We start from the raw sequence: 16,980 nt of genomic DNA, 5'->3' as shown, positions 1-16,980 counted from the left end.
GGACGACCACATCCGCAAGCCGGTCGACCCGGACTCGCTCTACGCCACACTGCTGCAATGGCTTGAGCGCCTCTGAGCGAGCGCGTCGCCAGCGGGTTTGGAACTTCGGCCGGCGAATGCTGCCAAGGTAGAATCCTTTCCCCACCGCCCGCTCGCACGCGGGAAGTCAAACGGCACAACCGCTACAGGAACCCCATGAGAATCCTCCACACCATGATCCGCGTCGGCAACCTCGAACGCTCCATCGCCTTCTACACCGAAGTCCTCGGCATGAAACTCCTGCGCCGGCAGGACTACCCGGAAGGCCGTTTCACGCTGGCCTTCATCGGCTATTGCGAGGAAAGCGAAGGCGCCGTCCTCGAACTCACGCACAACTGGGACACGCCCGCGTACGAGCTGGGCAACGGCTTTGGCCACGTCGCGCTCGGCGTCGACGATGCCTACGCCACCTGTGCGTTGATCAAGGAACGCGGCGGCAAGGTCACGCGCGAGGCCGGCCCGATGAAGCACGGCACGACCGTCATCGCCTTCGTCGAGGATCCCGACGGCTACAAGATCGAACTCATCCAGACCGGTACGCTCTGATCGCCAATGACCTTCCCGTCCTTTTTCTCCGACATCCCGGCCATCGTCGTGCATGACCGGCTGGCCGAATTCCTTGGCGCCGCCGAGGGCGGCATCATCGAATATCGCTACGCCGATGCCGTCAAACTCGCCGGCCATTCCTGCCCGACGGTCGCCGGTGCCTACCTGCTGGCCCGCCGTGCGCTCGCCGCGCTCTACCCGGACGCGCTGCCGGAACGCGGCGACATCCAGGTCGAGTTCCGCAACGCGCAGGAGAATGGCGTCACCGGCGTCATCGCAGCGGTCGTCGGGCTGATCACCGGCGCAGCCGGGGTGGGCGGGTTCAAGGGTATCGCCGGCCGTTTTTCCCGCCGCGACCTGCTGCGGTTCGACGATCCCGATCAACCCGGCGAAGTCGCATTCATGCGCCGTGACAACGGCAAGCGCTTCGAGTTGACGCTGCATCTCGAGCAGGTGCCGCCCGATCCGCGCACGGCACCGCTGTTGCAGCGCCTGCTGGCGGGCGAGAGCGACCCCGCCATCGCGCGCGCTTTCGCCGACCTGTGGCAGGAACGCGTCCGCCGCATCCTCGTCGACCACATCGACGACCAGCGTCTGGTGACACTGGTCTAAACCTCCCCCACGAGGGTTGTTGATACGGCGAGGAAATGCTTGAAGTCCGTTCGGGCTGAGCTTGTCGAAGGGAGGGCGGACTTCGACAGGCTCAGCCCGAACGGAAATTGAGACTTCTTCGTGCCAGATCAATAGTCGCCGCGAATCAACGCGATGAGATCGTCGGTCGAGGGTAGTGACGATGCATCTCCGTCATCCAGAATGCTGTCGGCCAGCGCCCGTTTCTCGTGGTGCAGGTCGACGATGCGCTCTTCGATGCTGCCCTTGCTGACCAGCCGATAGACGGTCACCGGCCGCTGCTGGCCGATGCGGTGGGCGCGGCCCATCGCCTGGTCCTCGGCCGCCGGGTTCCACCAGGGGTCGGTGATCACGACGTAGTCGGCAGCGGTCAGGTTGAGGCCGAAACCGCCGGCCTTGAGGCTGATCAGGAAGAGGTCGGCGTCGCCGGCCTGGAAGGCGGCAACGCGTTTGCTGCGTTCGGCGGCCGGCGTCGCGCCGTCGAGGTACTGGTAGCGGATCCCGGCGGCGTCGAGCGGCACGCGCAGGATCTGCAGGAAATCGACGAACTGGCTGAAGACGAGCGTCTTGTGACCATTGGCCGTGAGCTCCGCGGCCAGTTCGGCGAAAGCCTGCACCTTGGCGCCGGCGATGCCGAATTCGGGACTGGTCAGGCGCGGGTCGCAAGCGGCACGGCGCAGCTTCGTCAGCTGAGCCAGGATGTTGAAACGCGCCTGCCCGGCCTGGGCGGCGCTGAGGTTGTCGTTGAGCCCATTGACGTCGCTGATCGCTTGCCGGCGTAGCGCTTCGTAGTGGGCCGCTTCCGCCGTGTCCGGCGTCACCGAAAGGACGAGTTCGGTACGCGGCGGCAGATCCTGCAGCACCTGCGCCTTGGTGCGACGCAGGACGAAGGGTCCGATCAGGCGTTTCAGCACGTGCTGAGCCTCGCGGTCGCGGCTGCGCTCGATGGGGCCGGCGAAGCGTTCGTTGAAGCGACCGATGGTGCCGAGCAGACCGGGGTTGGCGAAGCGCATGATCGACCACAGCTCGGCCAGGCGGTTCTCCACCGGCGTGCCCGACAGGGCCAGGCAGAAATCGGCCGGCACGTCGAACACCGCCTGCGAGCGCTTGGCGGCCGCGTTCTTGATCGCCTGCGCCTCGTCGGCGACCAGCGTGTGCCAGCTGCGCCCGGCGAAACGGGCCTGCGCCAGTTGCAGCAAGGTGTAGGAGACGATCAGCACGTCCTGCGGTCCGGCCTCGGCGATCAGCTGCTCGCGCTCGTTTTCGTCCGCCTCGCTGTAGATGCGGGCGTTCAGACCTGGCGCGAAGCGCAGCGTTTCTGCCAGCCAGTTGCCGCAAACCGAGGTCGGCGCGACGACCAAGCACGCGCCGCCGCGCGCGCGTTCAAGCATGACGGCGAGCGCCTGCAACGTCTTGCCCAGCCCCATGTCGTCGGCGAGGCAACCGCCCATGCCGGCCGCCGCGAGACGCATGGCCCACTGGTAGCCGTCTTCCTGATAGGGGCGCAGATCGGCCTGCAGGGTTTTCGGCAGTTTCGCCTCGACCGACTGGGCGGCGCGCAGACGCTCGATGGCCTGGCGAAAGTCGGCACCCGCCTCGAGCTCGGTGCCGTCGAGCACCTCGTCGAGCCAGGCGGCGGCGATCTGCGGCACTTTGCTGCCGTGCTTGTCGGTTTCGGCGACGGCGGCAAGATCGAGCAGCTTCTGCTTCAGCGCACGCGTCAGCGCGACGTACACGCCGTCGCCCATCGGCATGAAACGGCTCTTGTCGCGCGCCGCGGCAAGCAGCGTTTCCAGTTGTACGACCAGGCCCTCGTCGAGGCGCGCCTGGCCGGACACCCGAAACCAGTCGCGCTCCTTGCTGACGGTGATGCCGAGCTTTCCGGCATCGACGCTGATCGTACGAAGGCGTTTTCCTTTCGGCCAATCGACTTCGGCAATGGCGGCATGCGCAGGCAGGCCTTCGACCAGCCCGAGCGCGAGCTCCGGGTCTTCGATCAACCAGTCGCCGTTTTCCGCATCGCCGGTATCTTCCAGGAACGGAAAGGCATCGAGCAGGCTCTCGAGGTGCTTCTTCTCGGCCGAAAGATTGCGTTCCGTGCCCACGGTCTCGCCGCCGATTGCCGCCATCAGCCGCACGCGCCCGCCGCCCACCGGCAGGCGCGGGCCGTCGGCACCGAACGGCGCGGCGACGAGGCGCAGCGACAACGACTCGCCGACCGGCGCCAGCTCCGCCCGCAAACGGGACTCGCTCGGCACTTGCCGCGAAGCCTGCGCCGAATCGGCGTGCACCTGGAAGTGGCCGGTCAGCGCCTGCAGGGTCTTGTCGAGTTCGGCCGTCGCGCCCTCGGCGTTCGCCGGCACCGCGAAGCGGCCGGAAACGAGCTGGGCAGCGCGTTTCTGTGCCACCGTGTAGCGTATCAGCCGGACACGCTGCGGCCCGTCCGGCTGCAGGGTGATCAGGCGCAGCGCCTCGGCGTCGCGTTTCTCCTCCGCATCGTGGTAGTAGCGCTCCTCCTCTTCGGGACGTATGGGCGGACTGATGCGCATGGCGATCTTGTCGCCGCGGCGGACGACCTCCAGCTCGGGCTGCGCTTCGACGAGCTCGACCAGCAACGCCGGCGCAGGCTCGATCGCGACGGCCGGGTGCCCGACCAGCGCACCGACGGCGGCGGCCAGATCGAGGGTGAAGCGTTTGCTGTAGTAGCGGTCGGGGCGCAGGCAGCGGGCCAGCTTGGCATCCTCCGGCAGCAAGGACTGATCGGCAGCCAACCGGGAGAGCGGCAGCGCCTTCGGACTGCTCCAGCCACGACGGCTGCGCTTCTGCTCGAAGGGTTTGATGTCGAGCAGTTCGCCGTGCTTGCCGATCGACAGCACCCACAGGATGCGCGTTTTCTCGCCGCCATCTTTACCCTTGGTGTCCGACGCCCCGTCGCCCGCCAGTTCCCGCAGCGCGGTTAGCACATCGCGCCACGGATCGCCATTACCGTCGACGAAGAACCCTTCCGGCGGCTCGCCCCCGGCGAGGACGGCTTCGGCGCCGTCGAGCATGGCGAGCAGCGTGTTGAAGCGGAAGTTTCTCAGGCGCTCGCGCAGTCCGCCAAACACCGCCACCTCGCCCACCTTTTCGCTCACGCCCAGTTTCTCGGTGCCCAGCCAGGCGGCGAGCTGGACTTTCCAGAAGAGCGACAGCGAATAACGCTCGTAGCGTGAATCCTGCAGCGAGAACACACTCGGCACCAGCGCAGCATTGCCCAGACGCACGTCGATGGCATGGACCCAGCGGCCCCAGTCGTCATGGGCGCAGGGGGTTCGCGTTCCGGCCTCGCCAATGCAGAATTTGCGCGCCAGCTGGAGCCTCTTCTCGCCGCCCTGCGCCAACAAACTGAGCGGGTAGAGCCAGGCGATGCTTGCCGGAAATACCCGCTTGCGGATGCCCAAATCACTCTGGCCGCGTTTGAGGGCGACCTCGAACGCCTGTTGTCCGGCGAGCCACTGCCCGTCGGCGATCGACGCGGCCGCACGCAAGGCGTCGCAGCCCGACCCGTCAAGGCGATCCAGCGCTTTCTGCATCAGCTCACGGTCGTCGCGCTGGAGGGCAATATCGGCCAACGCCATGCGCAGGCCCGGCGCCAGGCTTCCCGGATCGATCTGCAAGCGCTCTACCGCCCAGTCGACGACCGGCAGGTACTCGCCGGCCCAGAGGTTGCCGAACGTGAGGACGGCCTGGTAGGCGAGTTCGCTCTGCCAGAAGGGATCAAGGCGCTCGAACAAGGCCGCATCGAATGGCAGCACGACGGCTTCGAATGCCAACGGCACCCAACTCTCCAGCTGGTTGATCAGCTTGAGAATGGGAAAAACCTCCTCCCGGGTACTGCCGGCCACAAACATCGCACGCAGCAAGGCAATCGCGCCGGAATGACTGTTGCTGAAGGTGTAGTACCGCAGCTGCCGCAGGTCGTAGCCGTGAAAACGACAGATCAGGGCAACCAGTTCGCGGCCATCCTTGAGCTCAAGCAATTGCCGGTAGAGCGCGACGCGCAGCCCGTCGGCCAGCCGGATGTAACCCGGCCGCTGCGGATGTTCCTCGATCAGCTTCTTCCGCCGCAGTTCATCGAGCCCGGCCTTGACTTTCTCGGCCGTGAAGTTGCGCCCGTCCGGGTTCTTGAGCCCCAGGTGCGGCAGCACGTTGTAAAGATCGGTGCGCGTACGGTAGGTCCAGAGCAGCGCGCTGGCCAACGCGACCTTGTGGGTGTCGGCGGAAAGCCCGTGCTTGTCCAGCTTGCCGATTGTATCGGCTGGCGGTTCAGTGCCAAAAAGATCGTTTGTCATGGAAGTTCAGTCGTCAGTCGCTATCGGGGCGTGCCAGCTGGGTGCGATTCGCTTTGTCAGCGCCGGAAAAAGTAGCCTATATTGAACCTGCTCTGCATCCGCAGACATTCGAGAGGAGCGCAATCATGGGCAAAGCCAAGGAAGCCAGCAAGGAAGCGAAGAAACAGCCGACCAAGACACCCAAGGAAAAGAAAGCGGCCAAACAGGCGAAGAAGCACGGCTCGACCAACACGCCGCTCGTCGGCAGCCACTGAGGCATTGGCGCTACCGGCAACAAGCATTTACTTCACGTCAAACTCAAAACTGGCCGCCACCTGATCTTCGATCACCACCTGTAGATGGCGGTGGCCGGCCGGCTCATCGGGGCCGACTTCCCATTCGCCGTAGATCTTTCCTTCCACCGGCACCAGTTGCCGCTGGCTGATCTGATTGTGGCGGGACAGCGGCATCTCCAGGTCGGCGACGATCGGATCGTCGGACTTGGGCTGCTTCACCGGATTCGGCAGCAGGTACTCCTCGCGCACGCTGAGGCTGCGCCGGGCGGTCTGGACTTCGATCACCCAGCCATAGCGCTGGCCTTCGCGGTGCGGGACGACGCGCGTCGGGGCGAACGCGACCGCGCGCGAATCACTGGCGTCGAAGATGCCGAACTCGGCGCCGACGATCGTTACGGCCGCCGGCGCGGCCTCCTCGGCCAGTGCCGGCTGACCAGCGATCATCGACAGTGACAGGGTAAGGGCGCGGAAAATTCGGGTCGTCATTGCTTGATCCGGGAACGGAAAAATACGGGGCGCCGGCGTCCCGGCGCCGCGGATGGTCAACGAACCATATCTTCGATCGCATCGACGACCATCGAGGTGCCGACGGCGATCATCAGGACATCGGCGCCAAGTTGCACGTAGCGGTGTCCGGCCGGTGGCGGCGGCAGGCGATAGCGCAAGTCGCGCGGCAAGTCATAAACGACGAGGTCGTGCGGCAACGGACGCCCGCGCGCCCACTTCCTGGCCTGACCGGGCGGCATGCAGCCGTTGCCTTTCTTGGCCAGGCCGGGCGGACAACCCTTGCCGCGCGCCGGGCTCTGGTAGTACTCCTGAACGGCGCGCCGGTCACTGTCGCCAAAGCGGAACTCGACCGACACCGAAGTGCCGCCGTTATCACCGTTCTTGTGGCCGTTGTTCCCCTTGTCCTTGTTGTGCTTGCCGCCCTTCTCGGCCAGGGCGCCGAGCGGCGAAAGCGCAAGCATCAAGGCAACGGCCAGCGCCGCCAATGGGGCGTGTTTGCGAGTTTCCATAGCGATTCTCCTCTTCAAAACGTGTTCGGACGATGGCCGCAGTATACCGGCATGCCGCCGGACCGACCTTACACCGCGGGAAGTCGGGCCAGTCCGGCGCACACCATCGCCAGTTCCTGCAGTACGGCATCGAGGCGCGGCCGGATCAATTCCTCCGGTCCGTCGCGGCAGACGTCCTCCAGACTGCGCGCCAGTTCGCTCAGATTCGAGGCACCGATCATCATCGCCGCGCCCTTGAGCGAATGCGCGAGACGCGTCGCCGTCTTCATGTCCCCGGCGGCGCAGGCGGCCGGAAACTGCACGCCAAAATCGCGCCCGTGCGACTCGAGAAAGAGCTTCAGCAGCTTGCGGTACAAGTCGGTTTTGCCGTTCGCGTAATGCACACCGAGCCGGGTATCGACGCCGGACAGGACCGGCAGGCTCGCCATTGCCGGCACGGCAGGCTTCGCCTCGGGCGTGGCGGCAATGATCGTGCTGACGACGGGGCGCGGCAGATGTTCGGCAAGCGCCGCAAGCAAGTCTGCCGAACGGACGGGCTTGGTGATGTAGCCATCCATCCCGGCCTCGCGGCAGCGCTCGCGCTCGCTCGGCAGGGCGTTGGCCGTCAGCGCAATGATCGGCAGCTTGCGATAGCGCTCGTCCTGCCGAATGCGGCGCGTCGCCTCGTAGCCGTCCATGACCGGCATCTGGCAATCCATGATCACGCAATCCGGCAAGCGCTGCTCGACGGCCTCAAGGACATCGATCGCCTCCTGCCCGTTGCCGACGATGCGCACGCGCGCCCCGGCGCTCTCCAGCATGTCGCGCACCACTTCCTGATTGAGCGCCACGTCGTCCACCAGCAGCACCTCGACGCCCTTCAACGGCTGCGCTTCGCTGCGCCCTCGCGCGGAAGAACCGGCGGCGACAGCCGTTTTTTCGCCCGCTGCACGCAGACCGAGGAGGTGCGAGATTTCGACGAACAAGCCGCTCGCCGTCGTCGGTTTGACCATGAAGCCATCGAACAGATCAGCTCCGGACTCCAGCCGCCGATCGCGGGCGCTGCTGGCCATCAGGATGATCGGTGGCAAGCTGTCCCCGGTTTTCTGCGCACGCATCTGCCGCAGGATCTGCAGACTGTCCTCGTCCGGCAGGCTCAGGTCGAGCAGCACGGCGAGATATTCGCGTGCGCCATCGCGCGTCACCGCCAGCAGCGCCACCCGGCCGGATACGCACCCCTCGGTACGCAGACCGATCTGGCTCAACTGGGCGGCAATCGCCGTCTGCACGGCCGGGTTGTCGTCAACAAGCAGCACCGGCCGACCGCCGTGAGCGGCCAACTGTTGCGCCATCTGCGCCCATTGCGGCACCTGGCCCGGATCGATCCCGAGGCGGACGAAGAAGCTGAAACGGCTGCCGTGCCCCGGCACGCTCTCGACCCTGATCCGGCCGCCCATCAAACCGACCAGTTGCTTGCAGATGGCGAGCCCCAGACCGGTGCCACCGTAGCGGCGCGTTGTCGTCGTGTCGGCCTGCGTGAAGGCGTTGAACAGGCGCGAAGCCTCATCTTCCGAGAGACCGATGCCTTCGTCGATCACCGTAAAGACGAGATCGACCGAGCGCTCGTCGATGGCATCGGCGCGAACGCGGACGACCACGTTGCCCTGCTCTGAAAACTTGATGGCGTTGCCGACGAGGTTGATCAGGACCTGTTCAAGCCGCAGCGGATCGCCGACGAACACCCGCTTGTCCGATTCATCGACGTCGAAGACGAGCTCGATCGACTTCGCGCCGGCCTTCTCGGCAAACAGCTGGCCGACGCTCTCGAGCACGCGATCGAGTTCGAACGGCGTCTTCTCGATCGTCAGCTTGCCCGATTCGATCTTCGAAAAATCGAGGATGTCGTTGACGATACGCAGCAGGGAATCGGAAGCGCGCTGGATCTTCGAGACGTAGTTGTGCTGCTTCGAATTGAGGTCGGTCGCCAGGCACAGTTCGGTCATGCCGATGATCGCATTCATCGGCGTGCGGATTTCGTGGCTCATGTTGGCGAGGAAGTCGCTGCGCGCCTGCGCCAGCCGCTCGGCTTCCTGGCGCGCCTCCTCGCGCATGCGCTCCAGCCGCCGGCGTTCCATGACGTCGAGAAAGGCGAGCAGGACGACGATGAGCGGAATGACGCCGGCAGCGACCAGGAACATGCGGTCCGAAACACCGCTTACCGGGTTCGCCGCCAGCGAGATGAAGGACAAGGGCGTCTGCGCGATATCGACCTTGACCAGCACGTGCTCATCGACCGTACTGTGGATGATGGCGCCGGCGTTGATGGCTCCCTGCCCCTTGAGCTCTGCCCAGTGCACGTTCAACCAGTGGGACGTACCGTTCACGTTGAGCGGCACGCCGCTTTCACGGTCGACGAGCAGGCTTTGGCCGTCCAGCAGCGAGCGGCCGAACTGCGCAAAGCTCGTGTCGGCGCGCAGCCACGCCAGCAGTTCGCCGCGATAGCCCTTGTTGATCCACACCGGCGCGCTGACCATCAGCTCGCGATTCTTCGTGTCGAGGCGAATGCGCGTCGCCCGGTTGTTGGCGTCCAGCCAGGTGGGCAAATTCTCCAGACGCATCGGCGTGTTCCAGCTGGCGACCAGCATGCCGTCGCTGTCGATCAGCGCCAGCGCCGAATAGATCGCCTGCTCGCCGATGCGCTTGCGTGCGGCGACGGTTTCCAGCCGGTCCTCGATCACCTGCACGTTGAGGCCGAGACCGTACTCGTAGGTCATGCCGAGGTCGCGATTGGCGAAAAAGCTGCCGATCGTGTCGGACTCCGCCAGTTCGGAAATGTCGCTCCGCCGTTCCGAGAAGAAATACGAGATCGCCGAGGCCTGCTTTTCCGTCTCCAGTTTGAGCTGGGTCAGCGCGTTGCCCTGCAGCCGCTGCATCGACGTAAAGTTGCCCCAGAAAACCGCGCCCGCGTACGTGACGAAGATCAGCAGCGTGATGATGCTTTTCCTGTAACGCGCGAGGTAGGGGAAACGCCCGGATTCCTCAGCTTCTTCGCGCATCAGCGCCCGCCCGACACTTTCTGGAAGAATTCCGGGTGATAGCGCGGCGCGGCACGGTAGTACTTCTTCACCAGGCGCATGTAGGTGCCATCCTTCTGCACCCCGGCGAGGAACTCGTCGAACGCCTGGCGCAAGGCCGGGGACGTCTTGCGGAAGCCGGCCCCCATCAGCTGCGGCTCGGAGATCGGCCCGATCACCTTGATCTGCCTGCTCCATTTCTCCATCGCCACGATCAGGTCCGGGACGTCGAGCAGCGACATCTTGCTCTCGCCCTTGACCACGGCCGGGACGATGTCGTTCAGATTGGCGCTCTTGGTGAAGCGATGCAGCGGATAGCCCTTGCCCTCGATGTCATACAGGCGCGGGTCGAGGCAGGAGTTGTCCATCACGTAGGTCTTGCCGAGGCTCAGCTTCTTTTTGGTCTCCTTGATGTCGGTCTGCAGGTCGCCGCTCGGCTTGATCGGCTGCACCGAAAAGTCGGCGCGAGCGAGCAGCCACACCGCCGACGGGAAGGTCGGGGCAGAAAAGTCGATCACCTTTTGCCGCGGCGGCAGGATGGTCAGGCCGTTGGCGATGATGTCGCCGCGTATCGGCCGGCTGCCGACGGCGCGCATCGTCGGTTCGTACTCAAGCTCCTGCCCGATCAGGTCCTGGATGACGCCGGTCCATTCGGCCGGAACGTATTCGTAGCGCACGCCGATGTGTCGGGCAAAACGCTGGACGAGTTCGACGTCGAAGCCTTCGCCGCCGCCGCTGACGAAGCGCGCGTAGGGCACGCCGAGATGGCGCAGGACGCCGTTTTCGCGAACCTCGGCGAGGTCTTGCGCACTCCCCGGCATCGCCAAAAGAGACACCATCAGGACAAGAACTGCTTTGACGAAGCCGGCCGGACCGACTGTCGCGTGCGTGTTCACTTTCATGGATTGCTTCTCTGAAAAAGCCCGGTGTCAGCCAACGTCCGACAGCCCGGGAATCAAGCGTATGCGGAACCAATTGACCCGGCAATATAGCACCGGCGGACGAGGTTGCCGCGGCACGATTCTCCGCAGATGAATGCTTGCCTCCCTGGAACGTTTCGCGGACCATGGTTACTTCGCGACCACCACCATAGCGCAACAGCCTGCCATGTCACCGCTCATCCGCCGCTCGCTCATCGCCATTGCCATCGTCGCCACCCTCGCCGGCGCCGTCTGGTGGATTGGTCGCCCGAAACCGATCGCGGTGACGGTCAAGGAAATCGATCGCGGCATCGTCGAATCGAGCATCGCCAACACGCGCGCCGGCACGGTCGATGCCTGCCAGCGCACCAAGCTGTCGCCGATCATGGGCGGCCGCATCGAGGTGCTGGCGGTCAAGGAAGGCGACCGGGTGCAGAAGGGCCAGCTGCTGATGAAGCTGTGGAACGACGACCAGCAGGCGCAAAGCACGCTGGCGCTGGCGCAGGTGGCGACGGCGCGGCTGCGCGTAACCGAGGCCTGCAGCCAGGCCGCCAACGCCGAACGCGAAGCCCGGCGGCAAAGCGCGCTGCGCGAGAAGGGCTTTGTCTCCGGTTCGCGCGAGGAAACGGCGCGCACCGAAGCACAGGCGCGACGCGCCAGCTGCGCCGCGGCGAAGGCCGACGTCGCGCAGTTCGAGGCGCGGGTCAATGCAACACGCGTCGAGCAGGGGCGCACCGTGCTCTACGCCCCCTTCGCCGGCACCATCGCCAAGATCGTCGGCGAAGTCGGCGAGTACTCGACGCCGTCGCCGCCCGGCGTGCCGACGCCGCCGGCGATCGACCTGATCGACGACTCCTGCCTCTACGTCACGGCGCCGATGGACGAGATCGACGCCCCCAGGATCAGCGCCGGCCAGCCGGTACGCATCAGCCTCGACGCGCTGCCCGGAAAATCCTTCCCCGGCAAGGTGAAGCGCGTCGCGCCGTACGTCTCGGCGGTGGAGAAGCAGGCGCGCACGGTCGACATCGAGGCGACTTTTGACGACCCGCAAGCGCCCGGCAAGCTGCTCGTCGGCTACAGCGCCGACGTCGAAGTCATCCTCGCCGTGAGGAACGACGTCGTGCGCGTGCCGACCTCGGCGCTGCTCGAAGACAGCCGCGTACTGGTTGCCGGCGGCGACGGCAAGCTGGCAGAGCGCACGATCAAGGCCGGATTGGCGAACTGGGAGTACACCGAAGTGCTGGATGGCCTCGCCGCCGGCGACAAGGTCGTGACCTCGCTCGAACGCGTGGGCGTCAAGGCCGGCGTAGCCTACACGGTGGAGTCGAAATGACAGCAGAACCATTCACCACAGAGATGCCCCGCAGGAAGTCCCCTTGGGGGACACAGAGGCACAGAGAACAACAAAGAACCCGTTCGGTTTTTCTCGACGTTTTCTTTCTCTGTGCTTCCTCTGTGTCTCTGTGTCTCTGTGGTTCAAATTCGGTGTTCCCACCATGCCATCGCTGATCGAACTCGCCGGCATCGAGCGCGTTTTCCATCTCGGCGACAGCGAGGTGCATGCCTTGCGCCAGCTTGAGTTGCGCATTGATTCGGGCGAATACGTCGCCGTGATGGGGCCGTCCGGTTCCGGCAAATCGACGCTGCTCAACCTGCTCGGCCTGCTCGATCATCCGAACACCGGCACCTACCGGCTGGAGGGGCGCGACGTCACGACCCTGTCGCCGGAAGAACAGGCACGCGTGCGCAGCGAGCGCATCGGCTTCGTTTTCCAGAGCTTTCACCTCGTGCCGCGCCTCACCGCCGCCGAAAACATCGCGCTGCCGATGACGCTGGCCGGCATCGACCCCGCAGAGCGCGCGATCCGCGTGAACCAGGCGCTCAAGGACTACGGTCTGAGCGACCGCGCCAGCCACCGCCCGAACGAGCTTTCCGGCGGCCAGCGCCAGCGCGTCGCCATCGCCCGCGCCACGATCATGCAGCCGGCGATGATCCTCGCCGACGAACCGACCGGCAACCTCGACCGCGCCACCGGTGAAGAAGTCATGCGCCTGCTCGAAGAACTCAACCGAACGGGCGTCACGCTGATCGTCGTCACCCACGACGCCACCCTCGGCGCGCGCGCCGGGCGGCAGTTGCTGATGGAGGATGGGGAGTTGAGGAAGGATTCGAAATGAGCACAAACCCATCACCACGGAGACACAGAGGCACAGGGAATGCACCGGGAAAGACCTGCTTGATTTTGTCTTTCTCTGTGTCTCTGTGTCTCCGTGGTTAAAGGTTCGTCCGGCAATGCGTACCGCGGACCTCATCCGCTTCGCCCGCGACGCCGCCACCGGCAACCCGCTGCGCACCGCGCTGCTGGTGCTGGCGATGGCGATCGGCGTCGCTGCCGTCGTCGTGCTCACGGCGCTCGGCGACGGCGCGCGGCGCTACGTGGTCGACCAGTTCTCGTCGCTCGGCACCAACCTCGTCATCGTCCTGCCCGGCCGCTCGCAGACGGGCGGTTTCAATCCGGGCAACGCGATCACCAGCACGCCGCGCGACCTGACCATCGACGACGCCGAGTCGCTTCAGCGCGCGCGCTCCGTGCGCCGGGTCGCGCCGCTCGCGGTCGGCACCTCGGAAATCAGCTACGGCGGAAAGCTGCGCGAGGTGATGATCGCCGGCACGACGGCCAACTACATCGACGTGCGCACACTCAAATTGGCTCAAGGGCGTTTCCTATCAGCCAGCGACTGGCGGCGTGGCGCGTCCGAAGCCGTCATCGGCGCGAAGATCCGCGACGAACTGTTCGGCGTCGAACCAGCGCTCGGAAAGCTCATCCGCATCGGCGACCGGCGCTTCCGCGTCGTCGGCATCATGGCCTCGACCGGCCAGGGGCTGGGCATGAACACCGACGAGATCGTGCTCGTCCCGGTCGCGCTGGCGCAGGCCATGTTCAACAGCAACACGCTCTTCCGCATCCTGGTCGAGGCCAACAGCCGCGAGGCGATCGCGCCGGCCAAGGCGCACGTCGCCGAGATCCTGAAGCTTCGCCACGAGGGCGAGGAAGACGTGACGGTGATCACGCAGGACGCCGTGCTCGCCACCTTCGACAAGCTGCTCGGCGCGCTGACGCTGGCCGTCGCCGGCATCGCCGCGATCAGCCTGGCCGTGGCCGGTATCCTGGTGATGAACGTGATGCTCGTCTCCGTCGCCCAGCGCACCGCCGAGATCGGGCTCCTGAAGGCGCTCGGCGCCACCGGCGGCACCATCCGCACCGCCTTCCTGACCGAAGCGGCGATGCTCTCGCTCGGCGGCGCACTCCTCGGTTACCTGCTCGGGCAGGCCGGCGCGCTCGTCCTGCGCCAGCTCTACCCCGCCTTCCCCGCCTACCCGCCCGATTGGGCGGTGCTCGCCGGTCTCGGCACGGCGCTCGCCACCGGCATCCTGTTCGGCGTCTTGCCGGCGCGCCGGGCGGCGCGGCTTGATCCGGTGCAGTCGTTGGCGAAGCGGTGATGGTTATGAAAGAACATTCACCACAGAGACACAGAGGCACAGAGAATGCACAGCGAAAGACCCGCCTGATTTTGCCTCCCTCTGTGCCTCCGTGCCTCTGTGGTTAGCGGTTTTCTGCGTCTCTAGCCGTGATCCGCCCCGCCGACTCCCTCCACCTCGCCCTGCGCGCGATCACCGCGCATCGGCTGCGCAGCTTCCTGACGCTGCTCGGGATTGCCGTCGGCATCACGGCGGTGATCCTGCTCACGTCGATCGGCGAAGGCATCCACCGCTTCGTGCTCGCCGAATTCACCCAGTTCGGCACCAATATCATCAGCGTCACGCCAGGCAAGGTGAAGACGTCCGGGCCGGCGCCGACCGGTTTCCCGACCTCGGTTCGGCCGCTTACGCTGGAGGACGCCGAGAGCCTGCGCCGCCTGCCCTACATCAACGGCATGATCGCCGCCGTCTGGGGCAACACCGAGGTCAAGGGCAACGGGCGGCTGCGGCGAACGACCGTCAGCGGCGTTACACCGGAGATGCTCAAGGTGCACGGCGTCAAGGTGCGTAGCGGGCAGTTCCTGCCGCCCGAGGACGTCGAGAACGCACGCGCTTTCGTCGTGCTCGGCGCAAAACTGAAGTCGGAGCTATTCGGCCCGGCCAACGCGCTCGGCGCCCGCCTGACGGTGGGCAATCTGCAATTCCGCGTGATCGGCGTACTCGAAGCCAAGGGACAGTTCTTGGGCATCGACCTCGACGACGCCGCCTACATCCCGACGGCGCGTGCGCTCGAACTCTACAACCGCGACGGGATGATGACGATCGACCTGTCCTACGAGGAAGGCGTCCCGGCCGCCCGCGTCGCCGCGCTGATCACGAAAACGCTGAAGGCACGGCACGGACGCGAGGATTTCACGCTGACGACGCAGGAGGATATGCTGCGCACGCTGTCCTCGATCCTCGACGTCCTGACCATGGCCGTCGGCGCGCTCGGCAGCATCTCGCTGCTCGTCGGCGGCGTCGGCATCGTCACCATCATGACCATCGCCGTCAGCGAACGCACCGGCGAGATCGGCCTCCTGGTCGCGCTCGGCGCACCGCGGCGGACGATCCTCGGCCTCTTTCTCGGCGAGGCGGTCGCGCTCTCGGCGCTCGGCGGCTTGCTCGGACTGGCGCTCGGCTTCGGCCTCGCGCAACTGATACACCTCCTGGCGCCGGCGCTGCCGGTGCATACGCCGCTGGCCTTCGTCGTCATCGCCGAGCTGATCGCCATCGCCATCGGCCTACTCGCCGGCGTCCTGCCCGCCCGCCGCGCGGCGCGGCTCAACCCGGTCGAGGCGCTGCGCGCCGAGTGAAGCGGTCGAAAATCCTACAAGGACTCGTCGCCGTGCTCGCCGATGTCGAAGCGCCGCGTCCAGCCGCGCAGGAACATGCGTAGCCAGTAGATCGCCAGCACGAGCAGCGCCATCGGCCAGACGAGCGACACGAGGCCGCGCGCCTCGCGCAGGAGAGCCTCGGCTTCGGCGCCGAGGGTGATCAGCAGCATCGCGACGATGAGCGAGAGGACGACGCGCTGGCGCAGGGCAAGTCTCGAGGTAGAGCGTGGGGAAGGAGTATCAGTCGTTTCCATGAAGCACAATCTTTCCAATAGTGGTACAAAGCTTTGCCGATGAAGAAAACCCCTTCGGCCGACAACGTCATGTTAGTAGCCAACTTCACCCATACCCAAGACGAACCGCTGCTAAAATTCTCCAATTCGTAGTACGAATCTTTGGCGACCTGGAATCCAGAGAAAGGCGGCTGGCATTGGAAGACTGTCTCTACACGACAACCACGGGAATTGACTGCAAACCCGCACCTTCGACAGCCGATTCGCCCCCGACCGAAGAACTGGCGCGCTCGATGCGCGAACTGCTTTCGGACTTCCTGCACCGGCTCGAAACCGGCGAATGGCCCCTGCCGCCCGTCTCCGCACCAAATGCCTGGGTGGCGCAAGGCGCCGGGCATTTCCATCTGGCCGCGGAACTGTTCATCCAGCGAACCGGCTGGACGCATTTCGACTTTCCGCATACCAGTCGGCGCGTAAACGCCGGCGAGGCGATTCTCCTGCCACCCCGGCTCCTGCACGAGGAGCGGATCGGCCCATCCGAGACCGGCGAGCCGTTCAGCAACATGGTGCTGTATGCCGAAGGCGGCGGCCTGCGCTGCCATCTCGCCTGCGAAACGGAGCCGGGCGTCCCCGGCATCGCCCACCTTGAACTGCAATACCACCCGAAGGCGCAGCGCATCCACGACTGGCTGATCGAAGCCAGCCAGCTGAACGGCAGCGGGACATCTGGCGCGATGGAATTTCGGCAGGCGCGCGGCCTCCTGGCGGCGGCCATCGCCGGCGTGCTCGAAACGCTCGACGCCGCCGCGCCCGATTCCTGCGCGCCCGCCGAGCCGTCGCTCGTGTCGCGCGTGCGCGTCTTTGTCCAGAACCAGCTCGGCGACCATCAGCTCAGCGTGCGCCGTCTCGCCGAACAGGCGCGCTGCACGCCGGACTATCTCTCCAACGTGTTCAGCGTCGCCACCGGCGAGCACCTGACCGCGTTCATCAACCGCCAGCGCATCGAGCGCGCGGCACGCCTCCTGCGCGAGAGCGCACTGACGAGCAAGGAGATCGCCTGGGCCTGCGGCTTCGCGACGCA

Annotated in this window: 14 protein-coding genes; 8 read left to right on the top strand and 6 right to left on the bottom strand. The window is 65.8% G+C overall.

Annotation, left to right across the window (positions count from 1 at the left end; translation table 11 throughout):
* Nucleotides 1-195 precede the first annotated feature (195 nt).
* Both gloA and KBA32_RS01660 read left to right on the top strand, forming a co-directional pair.
* The gene (gloA, locus tag KBA32_RS01665; protein ID WP_294354323.1) at nucleotides 196-585 is read left to right on the top strand and encodes a lactoylglutathione lyase; all 390 of its coding nucleotides are present in this window, start codon (nucleotides 196-198) and stop codon (nucleotides 583-585) included.
* A gap of 6 nt (nucleotides 586-591) precedes the next feature.
* Nucleotides 592-1,197, top strand: a complete 606-nt coding sequence (locus KBA32_RS01660; protein WP_294354321.1) for a hypothetical protein — start codon at nucleotides 592-594, stop codon at nucleotides 1,195-1,197.
* Between the two features lie 128 nt (nucleotides 1,198-1,325).
* Here the strand turns inward: KBA32_RS01660 and KBA32_RS01655 are convergent, their stop codons facing one another.
* Nucleotides 1,326-5,546: a DEAD/DEAH box helicase gene (locus KBA32_RS01655; RefSeq protein ID WP_294354314.1), complete on the bottom strand. Its 4,221-nt coding sequence runs from the start codon at nucleotides 5,544-5,546 to the stop codon at nucleotides 1,326-1,328.
* A 125-nt stretch (nucleotides 5,547-5,671) separates the two neighbouring features.
* On the opposite strand from KBA32_RS01655, the gene KBA32_RS01650 reads away from it, so the two are divergent.
* Complete coding sequence (locus KBA32_RS01650) at nucleotides 5,672-5,800, top strand: hypothetical protein (RefSeq protein ID WP_294354312.1); 129 nt, start codon at nucleotides 5,672-5,674, stop codon at nucleotides 5,798-5,800.
* A 27-nt stretch (nucleotides 5,801-5,827) separates the two neighbouring features.
* Here the strand turns inward: KBA32_RS01650 and KBA32_RS01645 are convergent, their stop codons facing one another.
* The 4 genes from KBA32_RS01645 to KBA32_RS01630 all read right to left on the bottom strand — a co-directional run bounded on the left by KBA32_RS01645 (nucleotide 5,828) and on the right by KBA32_RS01630 (nucleotide 10,792).
* Nucleotides 5,828-6,367: a hypothetical protein gene (locus tag KBA32_RS01645; RefSeq protein WP_294354309.1), complete on the bottom strand. Its 540-nt coding sequence runs from the start codon at nucleotides 6,365-6,367 to the stop codon at nucleotides 5,828-5,830.
* Nucleotides 6,364-6,837 carry an RcnB family protein gene (locus tag KBA32_RS01640; protein WP_294354305.1) on the bottom strand — a complete coding sequence of 158 codons (474 nt, stop codon included), beginning with the start codon at nucleotides 6,835-6,837 and terminating at the stop codon, nucleotides 6,364-6,366. The genes KBA32_RS01645 and KBA32_RS01640 overlap by 4 nt, the downstream gene beginning before the upstream one ends.
* Before the next feature lie 68 nt (nucleotides 6,838-6,905).
* Nucleotides 6,906-9,872 carry a response regulator gene (locus tag KBA32_RS01635; protein WP_294354302.1) on the bottom strand — a complete coding sequence of 989 codons (2,967 nt, stop codon included), beginning with the start codon at nucleotides 9,870-9,872 and terminating at the stop codon, nucleotides 6,906-6,908.
* A complete protein-coding gene (locus tag KBA32_RS01630; RefSeq protein ID WP_294354299.1) occupies nucleotides 9,872-10,792 on the bottom strand; it encodes a transporter substrate-binding domain-containing protein in 921 nt (306 codons plus the stop codon). Before KBA32_RS01630 ends, KBA32_RS01635 begins: the two co-directional genes overlap by 1 nt.
* A gap of 205 nt (nucleotides 10,793-10,997) precedes the next feature.
* Between KBA32_RS01630 and KBA32_RS01625 the strand changes: the two genes are divergently transcribed.
* The 4 genes from KBA32_RS01625 to KBA32_RS01610 all read left to right on the top strand — a co-directional run bounded on the left by KBA32_RS01625 (nucleotide 10,998) and on the right by KBA32_RS01610 (nucleotide 15,645).
* Nucleotides 10,998-12,143 carry an efflux RND transporter periplasmic adaptor subunit gene (locus KBA32_RS01625; RefSeq protein ID WP_294354296.1) on the top strand — a complete coding sequence of 382 codons (1,146 nt, stop codon included), beginning with the start codon at nucleotides 10,998-11,000 and terminating at the stop codon, nucleotides 12,141-12,143.
* A gap of 163 nt (nucleotides 12,144-12,306) precedes the next feature.
* The gene (locus tag KBA32_RS01620) at nucleotides 12,307-12,987 is read left to right on the top strand and encodes an ABC transporter ATP-binding protein (RefSeq protein WP_294354292.1); all 681 of its coding nucleotides are present in this window, start codon (nucleotides 12,307-12,309) and stop codon (nucleotides 12,985-12,987) included.
* 115 nt (nucleotides 12,988-13,102) lie between these two features.
* Nucleotides 13,103-14,311 carry an ABC transporter permease gene (locus tag KBA32_RS01615; RefSeq protein ID WP_294354289.1) on the top strand — a complete coding sequence of 403 codons (1,209 nt, stop codon included), beginning with the start codon at nucleotides 13,103-13,105 and terminating at the stop codon, nucleotides 14,309-14,311.
* Between the two features lie 131 nt (nucleotides 14,312-14,442).
* A complete protein-coding gene (locus KBA32_RS01610) occupies nucleotides 14,443-15,645 on the top strand; it encodes an ABC transporter permease (RefSeq protein ID WP_294354373.1) in 1,203 nt (400 codons plus the stop codon).
* Between the two features lie 14 nt (nucleotides 15,646-15,659).
* Here KBA32_RS01610 and KBA32_RS01605 read toward each other — a convergent pair whose 3' ends face one another.
* Nucleotides 15,660-15,920, bottom strand: coding sequence for a hypothetical protein (locus KBA32_RS01605; protein WP_294354287.1), 261 nt, complete (start codon nucleotides 15,918-15,920; stop codon nucleotides 15,660-15,662).
* A 272-nt stretch (nucleotides 15,921-16,192) separates the two neighbouring features.
* Between KBA32_RS01605 and KBA32_RS01600 the strand changes: the two genes are divergently transcribed.
* Nucleotides 16,193-16,980, top strand: a 788-nt coding sequence (locus KBA32_RS01600) for a helix-turn-helix domain-containing protein (protein ID WP_294354284.1), incomplete at its 3' end; no start/stop codon positions are given.

It is taken from the genome of Propionivibrio sp. (genome assembly GCF_017995515.1).
GTDB lineage: Bacteria > Pseudomonadota > Gammaproteobacteria > Burkholderiales > Rhodocyclaceae > Propionivibrio.
The sequence above is the reverse complement of the archived record's forward strand: the minus strand, read 5'-3'. Positions and strand labels throughout refer to the sequence as shown.

Bases quoted from the DNA above. Each gene is read 5' to 3' on its own strand.
- gloA (WP_294354323.1), top strand. From the start codon at position 196: ATGAGAATCCTCCACACCATGATCCGCGTCGGCAACCTCGAACGCTCC.
- KBA32_RS01660 (WP_294354321.1), top strand. From the start codon at position 592: ATGACCTTCCCGTCCTTTTTCTCCGACATCCCGGCCATCGTCGTGCAT.
- KBA32_RS01655 (WP_294354314.1), bottom strand. From the start codon at position 5,546: ATGACAAACGATCTTTTTGGCACTGAACCGCCAGCCGATACAATCGGC.
- KBA32_RS01650 (WP_294354312.1), top strand. From the start codon at position 5,672: ATGGGCAAAGCCAAGGAAGCCAGCAAGGAAGCGAAGAAACAGCCGACC.
- KBA32_RS01640 (WP_294354305.1), bottom strand. From the start codon at position 6,837: ATGGAAACTCGCAAACACGCCCCATTGGCGGCGCTGGCCGTTGCCTTG.
- KBA32_RS01635 (WP_294354302.1), bottom strand. From the start codon at position 9,872: ATGCGCGAAGAAGCTGAGGAATCCGGGCGTTTCCCCTACCTCGCGCGT.
- KBA32_RS01630 (WP_294354299.1), bottom strand. From the start codon at position 10,792: ATGAAAGTGAACACGCACGCGACAGTCGGTCCGGCCGGCTTCGTCAAA.
- KBA32_RS01625 (WP_294354296.1), top strand. From the start codon at position 10,998: ATGTCACCGCTCATCCGCCGCTCGCTCATCGCCATTGCCATCGTCGCC.
- KBA32_RS01620 (WP_294354292.1), top strand. From the start codon at position 12,307: ATGCCATCGCTGATCGAACTCGCCGGCATCGAGCGCGTTTTCCATCTC.
- KBA32_RS01615 (WP_294354289.1), top strand. From the start codon at position 13,103: ATGCGTACCGCGGACCTCATCCGCTTCGCCCGCGACGCCGCCACCGGC.
- KBA32_RS01605 (WP_294354287.1), bottom strand. From the start codon at position 15,920: ATGGAAACGACTGATACTCCTTCCCCACGCTCTACCTCGAGACTTGCC.